General features: G+C 75.3%; 1 protein-coding gene. It reads right to left on the reverse strand.

Annotation, left to right across the window (positions count from 1 at the left end; translation table 11 throughout):
* Positions 1–377: 377 nt before the first annotated feature.
* Positions 378–6,638, reverse strand: a complete 6,261-nt coding sequence (locus A6A08_RS12450) for a type I polyketide synthase (protein ID WP_073702706.1) — start codon at positions 6,636–6,638, stop codon at positions 378–380.
* Between the last annotated feature and the right edge of the window lie 10 nt (positions 6,639–6,648).

Below are 6,648 nucleotides of genomic sequence, written 5' to 3' on the forward strand. Positions count from 1 at the left end.
GGTACCGCGCCGACGCGGTGCGGCGCTCCGGCGCGTGCGGGGCCTGGGGCACGTACGGGCCAACGTCCGGCGGGCCCGGGTTGTTCCGGACACGGGCGCCCCGCGCGTTCTCCGCGGCCGCTCCCGGCGCCGCCCCTCCTGGGGGACAGCGGGCTCCCCGGAACGGAGCAGCGCGCTGCTGCCGGCCGCCGTGCACGAAGCGGTGAGCCCGGCTGAGCGGCCACCCGGGTCCGGACAGGGGCGGCACCGGCCCCGAGGGCGTCGTCGACGACCTGCTGGAGCCGCCGGCGGGCGCCGACGGGAAGCGGTGGGCGGGCGGGTCGGCGCCCCCGCCCGCCGCACGGCGGGGGCGCCTACGCGGAAACACCGCCCGATCCCTAACCCACGTACTTCTCCAGCCAGGCATGCACGGCCAGGGCCGTGTCCACGCCGTGCTCCTCCAACATGGTGATGTGGTCGCCTCCCACGTCCACCGCGTCGTGCGGCAACGGCCAGTCGAACCGCCAGTCCTCGCCTCCGATCGGCTCGCCCCTGCCGTCGACCATCTGCTTCTGCGGGCGCACCGTCAGGGTCGGCACGGCGGTGGGAGAGGGCGTCCAGCGCTCGTACAGCTGGATGTAGCGTCCCATCGCGGTGACCCGTGTGCCGTCCATCAGCCCGAACCGGGTCTCCCGTTCCAGTACGCCGGCCTGGATGATGGGGAAGGCCGTGTGGTCGTTCGGCAGGGGCGTGTCCATCAGGACCACCGCTTCGGGCGCGTGCCCACGGGCTTCCATCAGGACGGCGACGTCATGCGTCACCCACCCGCCGGAGGAGCGGCTGACCAGCACGTAGGGTTCGTCGCCGACGGCCTCGCGTACGGCCAGGGCCTGGACGGCCACGGCCGCCTCCGGAGTCCGCGGCAGCGGGTCGCCCGCGGTGAACCCGGGCTGGGGCAGGACCACCACCTCCCTCCGGTCCTGCAGGCCCGCGCCGAAGCGCGCGTACTCCTGGAGGCCCGAGACCATGACCAGGGACGGCAGGCACACAAGACGGGGGCGCGCCGGTCCACGCGCGACGGTGATCGGGCGCGCCCGGGCACCGAAGTCCTCCGGTCCGCCGAAGAGGGGACGCAGGTGGGCCGCGGCCTGGACCATGCGGATTCCGTCGCCGATCCGGCCCTGGCGGCACGACTCGCGAAACAGCGGCACCGCGCCCTCCAGCGGATCGGTTCCGGACGGGGCCGCGACGGCGGCCGGGGAGGAGCCGTGCGCGGGCAGTTCGTCGAGCAGGTGGCGTGCCAGGCCGACCGGTGTGGGATGGGCCAGCACCACGGACGGGGACAGCCGCAGCCCCGTGGCCGCGCGCAGCTCGTTGCGCAGCTCGACGGCGGTGAGGGAGTCCAGGCCGATCTCCAGGAAGTTCTGGTCGGGGTCGAGCCGTTCGCCCCCGGGCCTGCCCAGCACCTCCGCGGTGCGTGTGCTCACCAGCTCCAGCAGCATGCTCTCCCGTTCCTCGGCGCCGGCGGCCGCCAGTGCGTCGGCCAACCCCGGACCGGCGGCCGCGCCCGTGGCCGAGGCGCGGCGCCGGGGCGGCCGGACCAACGACCGGAACAGCGGCGGCAGTTGACCGGTGCGGGCGGCGCGGGAGCGCATGCCCTCCAGGTCCAGCGGCAGCGGTACCAGGTGGGGTTCCTCACAGGCCAGGGCGGCGTCCAGCAGGTCCAGACCCTCCTCCTCGGTCAGCGTCCTGGCCATGCCCAGGCGGCGCAGCCGTGAGATGTCGGCCTCCTCCAAGTGGGAGGCCATCTCTCCGAGGGTTCCCCACAGGCCCCACGACAGCGAGTGGGCCGCCAGGCCGCGGGAGCGCCGGTGGTGGGCCAGGGCGTCGAGGAAGGCGTTGGCCGCCGCGTAGTTGGCCTGGCCGGGGCTGCCCAGTACGCCCGCCGCCGAGGAGAAGAGCACGAACGCGGACAGGTCCAGGTGCTCGGTCAACCGGTGCAGGTGGTGGGCGGCGTCGACCTTGGGCCGCAGGACACCGTCCATGCGCTCGGGTGTGAGTGCGGTGAGTACGCCGTCGTCGAGGGTTCCGGCGATGTGCACCACGGCGCGCAGGGGCCGTTCGGCGGGTACGGCGTCGATGACGGCGGCCAGAGCGTCGGCGTCGGCCGCGTCGCAGGCCGCGAAGGAGACCCGCGCACCGAGGGCCGCCAGTTCCCCGGCGAGCTCGCCGGCTCCGGGTGCCTCCCCTCCCCGGCGGCTGAGCAGCAGCAGGTCGCGGGCGCCGTGGCGCTCGACCACGCGGCGGGCGACCGCGGAGCCGAGCACGCCTGTCGCACCGGTGATCAGCACCGTACCGTCGCCGATGTCGGCGGAGGCGGGCTCCTCCGGCACCGCGGCGCGTGTGAGGCGGGGTGCGTGCGCGGTGGCCCCACGCAGCGCGACCTGCGGCTCACCGGAGGCCAGGGCCCGGGTGAGCACGGCGGCGGCGGTGTCGGAGCCGTCCAGGTCCACCAGTCCGAACCGTTCGGGCTGCTCGGTCTGGGCGGTGCGCAGCATGCCCCACAGCGGGGCGTGGACCAGGTCGGTGACGTCCTCACCGGGGCTCACCGCGACCGCTCCCCGGGTGACGACGACGAGCCGGTGGTCGTCCGTGGCATCGTCGTCGATCCACTCCTGGAGCAGGGCCAGAGCCCGGTGCAGCCCTGCGGAGGCGGCCTCGGGGATGTCCGGGCCCGGGTCCGCGGGCCCCTCCCCGCCCGCCTCCGCCCGTGGCGTATCCGCTCCGGGGACCGGCGGGGCGAAGGGCGCCAGGACCGTGACCTCCCCGGGCAGCTCGCGGAGCTGTTCCAGACCGGTGAGGGGGTGCACCACGGTGCCGGCACGGGCGAGCGCCTCGGTCATGCCGGTGGTGTCCGGCCCCAGGACGGCGAGGGCGGGGGCCGCGGCGGCCTCGGGAAGGTCCAGGGCGGACCAGCCCAGGGCGTACAGCTCACGGGTCCGGGACCGGCTCGCCTCGGCCTCCACGCGCGCGACGTCGACGGGGCGCACGGCCAGAGCCTCGGCGGTCAGGACGGGATGCCCGGCCGGGTCGGTCATGGTCAGCGCGTACTCGTCGGGTCCGACGGGGCGGGCGTGCACGCGCAGGGCGCCGGCTCCGGCGGCGTGCAGGCGCACCCCGGTCCATGCGAAGGGCAGCCGCACCCGGCCGCCGCCCCGGGGACCGGTCAGGGCGATGGCGTGCTGGGCGGCGTCCAGCAGCGCGGGGTGCAGACCGAAGGCGTCGGCTTCCTCGCGGCGGCCCCGGGGCAGGCGCACGTCGGCCCACACCTCGTCTCCGTGGCTCCAGGCGGCCTGCAGCCCCTGGAAGGCGGGCCCGTAGCCGTAGCCGTCCCGGGCCAGGTCGGGGTAGAGGCCGTCGACGGGGAGCGCCTCGGCGCCCGGTGGGGGTTCGGTCGCGGCGGTGACGGGGGGAGCGGCGTCGGCGGTGAGCACGCCCTCGGCGTGCAGGGTCCACTCGCCGGGCTGGTCGGCGGGGCGCGCGTACACGCGGACGGTGCGCCGTCCGGACTCGCCGGTTCCGGACAGCCGCACCTGGATCCGTGTGTCGGTGCCGGGTCGCAGGACCAGCGGGGCGTGCAGGGTCAGCTCGGACACCGACGGCCGGCCCGCGTACTCGGCGGCGTGCAGGACCAGGTCCAGGTGGGCGGCACCGGGCAGGAGCACCGTGCCGCCCACCGCGTGGTCGGCGAGCCAGGGGAAGGCGCGCAGGGACAGCTGCCCGGTGAACAGGTGGCCGCCTCCGTCGGGCAGGTCCACGGCCGCGCCCAGGAACGGGTGTCCGGACGTGTCGGCCCCGGCACCCGACACGTCGGTGGTACGGCCGGGGGCCTGCCAGTACCGGTCCCGCTGGAAGGCGTAGGTGGGCAGGTCCACGGTCCTCGGCGTGTGGGGGGCGTGGGCGCGCGTCCAGTCCACGGCCACGCCGCTCACGTGGGCCCTGGCCAGCGCGGTGAGGAAGTGCCCGTAGTCGCCCTCCTCCCTGCGCAGGGTGTGCAGGACCGCACTGGCCTCGTCCCCCTCCGCCTCCAGGGTCTGCTGTATGCCGTAAGCGGTCACCGGATGGCTGCTGACCTCGACGAACGCGGAGAACCCGGCGTCGTGCAGGGCACGCACGGCCGGCTCGAAGAGCACGGTCTGACGCAGATTGCGGTACCAGTAGCCGGCGTCCAGGGCGGTGCCGTCGATGCGCCCGCCGGTGACGGTGGAGTAGAGCGGGACGCGGGCGGGGCGGGGGCGGATGCCGGCGAGCGCGGCGAGCAGGTCCTCGCGCAGCTCCTCCACCTGTGACGTGTGCCCGGCGACGCCGTCGACGACGCGGTGCGTCCTGATCCCCTCGGCCTCGCAGGCGTCGGCCGCCTCGGCGACGGCTTCGCGGTCGCCGGCCACGACCACGCTCTCGGGGCCGTTGACGACGGCGATGGACACCCGGCCCTTCCAGGGTTCGATGCGTGCGGCCGCCTTGTCGGGGGACAGTGCCATGGTGGCCATGGCCCCCCGGCCGACCAGCGAGGTGAACAGGCGGCTGCGGGTGGTGATGATGAGCGCGGCGTCCTCCAGGCTGAGGGCGCCGGCCACGTACGCGGCGGCGATCTCCCCCTGGGAGTGGCCGACGAGCGCGGAGGGGCGCAGCCCGTGCGCCTGCCACAGGTCGGCGAGGGCGACCATCACGGCGAACAGCACCGGCTGGACCACGTCGATGCGGTCCAGGCCGGGGGACCCGGGCTCGCCGCGCAGTACCGACGACAGCGTCCAGTCCACATGGGGAGCGAACGCCTTCTCGCACTGGTCGATGCATTCGGCGAACTCCGGAACGGTGTCCATCAGGGACACGGCCATACCGGCCCACTGCGACCCCTGCCCGGGGAAGACCAGGGCGGTCTTGGCCTGTTCGCGCACGCGCCCGCGCACGACGGCGTCGGTGTCACGGCCCTCGGCCAGTGCCCGCAGGGCGTCGCGGAAACCGTCGTTGTCGGAGGCCAGGACCACCGCGCGGTCGGACAGGACGGCGCGTGCGGTGGCCAGTGTGTGCCCCACGTCGGCGGGCGCCAGGTCGGGGTGGGCCTCCAGGTGGTCGGCGAGCCGGCCGGCCTGGGCCGCCAGCGCCGCGGTGCCGCGCGCCGAGACGGGCCAGGGCACCAGGGCGCCGGCCGCGGGCGGTGCCGCGGCGTCCGGATCGGGGAGCGGTTCCCTCGGGGGCGCCTCCTCCAGCACGGCGTGGGCGTTGGTGCCGCTCATCCCGAAGGAGGAGACGGCGCCCCGCCTCGGGCGGTCCTGCCTGCGCGGCCAGGCCAGGGCCTCGGTGAGTGGGGCCACGGTCCCGGACGACCAGTCCACCCGGGGCGTGGGCTCCCTCAGGTGCAGGGTGCGGGGCAGCCTCTCGTTGCGCAGTGACAGCACCATCTTGATGACGCCGGAGACTCCGGCCGCGGCGACGGTGTGACCGATGTTGGACTTGAGCGAGCCCAGCCGCAGCGGGTCGTCGGGGGTGCGCGCCCGCCCGTAGGTGGCGATGAGCGCCTCGGCCTCGATGGGATCTCCCAGGGCCGTGCCGGTGCCGTGGGCCTCGACGGCGTCGACCTGGTCGGCGGTGATCCCGGCGGCTTCCAGGGCCTGCTGGATGACCCTGCGCTGGGCCGAGCCGTTGGGCGCGGTGAGCCCGCTGCTGGCACCGTCCTGGTTGACGGCCACGCCGCGTACCAGTGCCAGGACGGGGCGTCCGTGGCGCCTGGCGTCGGAGAGGCGCTCCACCAGCAGCACGCCGCAGCCCTCGCTCCAGCCGGTACCGTCGGCGCCGGCGTCGAAGGCCTTGCTGCGCCCGTCCGGCGACAGCGCGCGCTGCCCGCTGAGGCCGGCGAACACGGCGGGGTCGGTGACCACGCTGACACCGCCGACCACGGCTCGGTCGCACTCGCGGGCGCGCAGTGCGGCCACGGCCCCGTGCAGCGCGGTCAGGGAGGAGGAGCACGCGGTGTCGTAGCTGACCGCCGGACCCTCCAGCCCGAGGGTGTAGGAGATCCGGCCCGCGGCGACGCTGGGGGCCGTGCCCGTGACCAGGTGGCCCTCGCTGCCGTCGGTGGCGTCCACGGCGCGTGGGCCGTAGGGGACGGCGACCACGCCGACGAACACGCCGGTGCGGGTGCCGCGCAGGGTGGTGGGGTCGGTGCCGGAGCGTTCGACCGCCTCCCATGAGCACTCCAGCAGCAGCCGCTGCTGGGGGTCCATGGCCTGCGCCTCCTTGGGGGAGATCCCGAAGAAGGCGGCGTCGAAGCCGGCCGGGTCGTCGAGGAAGGAGGCCTTGCGCGTGTAGCTGCGGCCGGGCTGGTCGGGATCGTCGTCGAACAGTCCGTCCAGGTCCCACCCCCGGTCCTCGGGGAAGGCCGACGCGGTGTCGCGTTCGGCGAGCAGCAGCTCCCACAGGTCTTCGGGGGACTGGACGCCGCCGGGATAGCGGCAGCTCATGGCGGTGATCGCGATTGGTTCGGTGGCGGCCTCGGCCAAACGCCGGTTCTGCTCGCGCAGGCGCTCGTTGTCCTTGATGGAGTCACGCAGCGCCCGGACCACCCGTTCGTCCGGGCGGCCTTGTTCCGTGTTGTGCATCAGTGTCCTT

The sequence above is a fragment of the Nocardiopsis sp. TSRI0078 genome, from assembly GCF_001905145.1.
GTDB lineage: Bacteria > Actinomycetota > Actinomycetes > Streptosporangiales > Streptosporangiaceae > Nocardiopsis.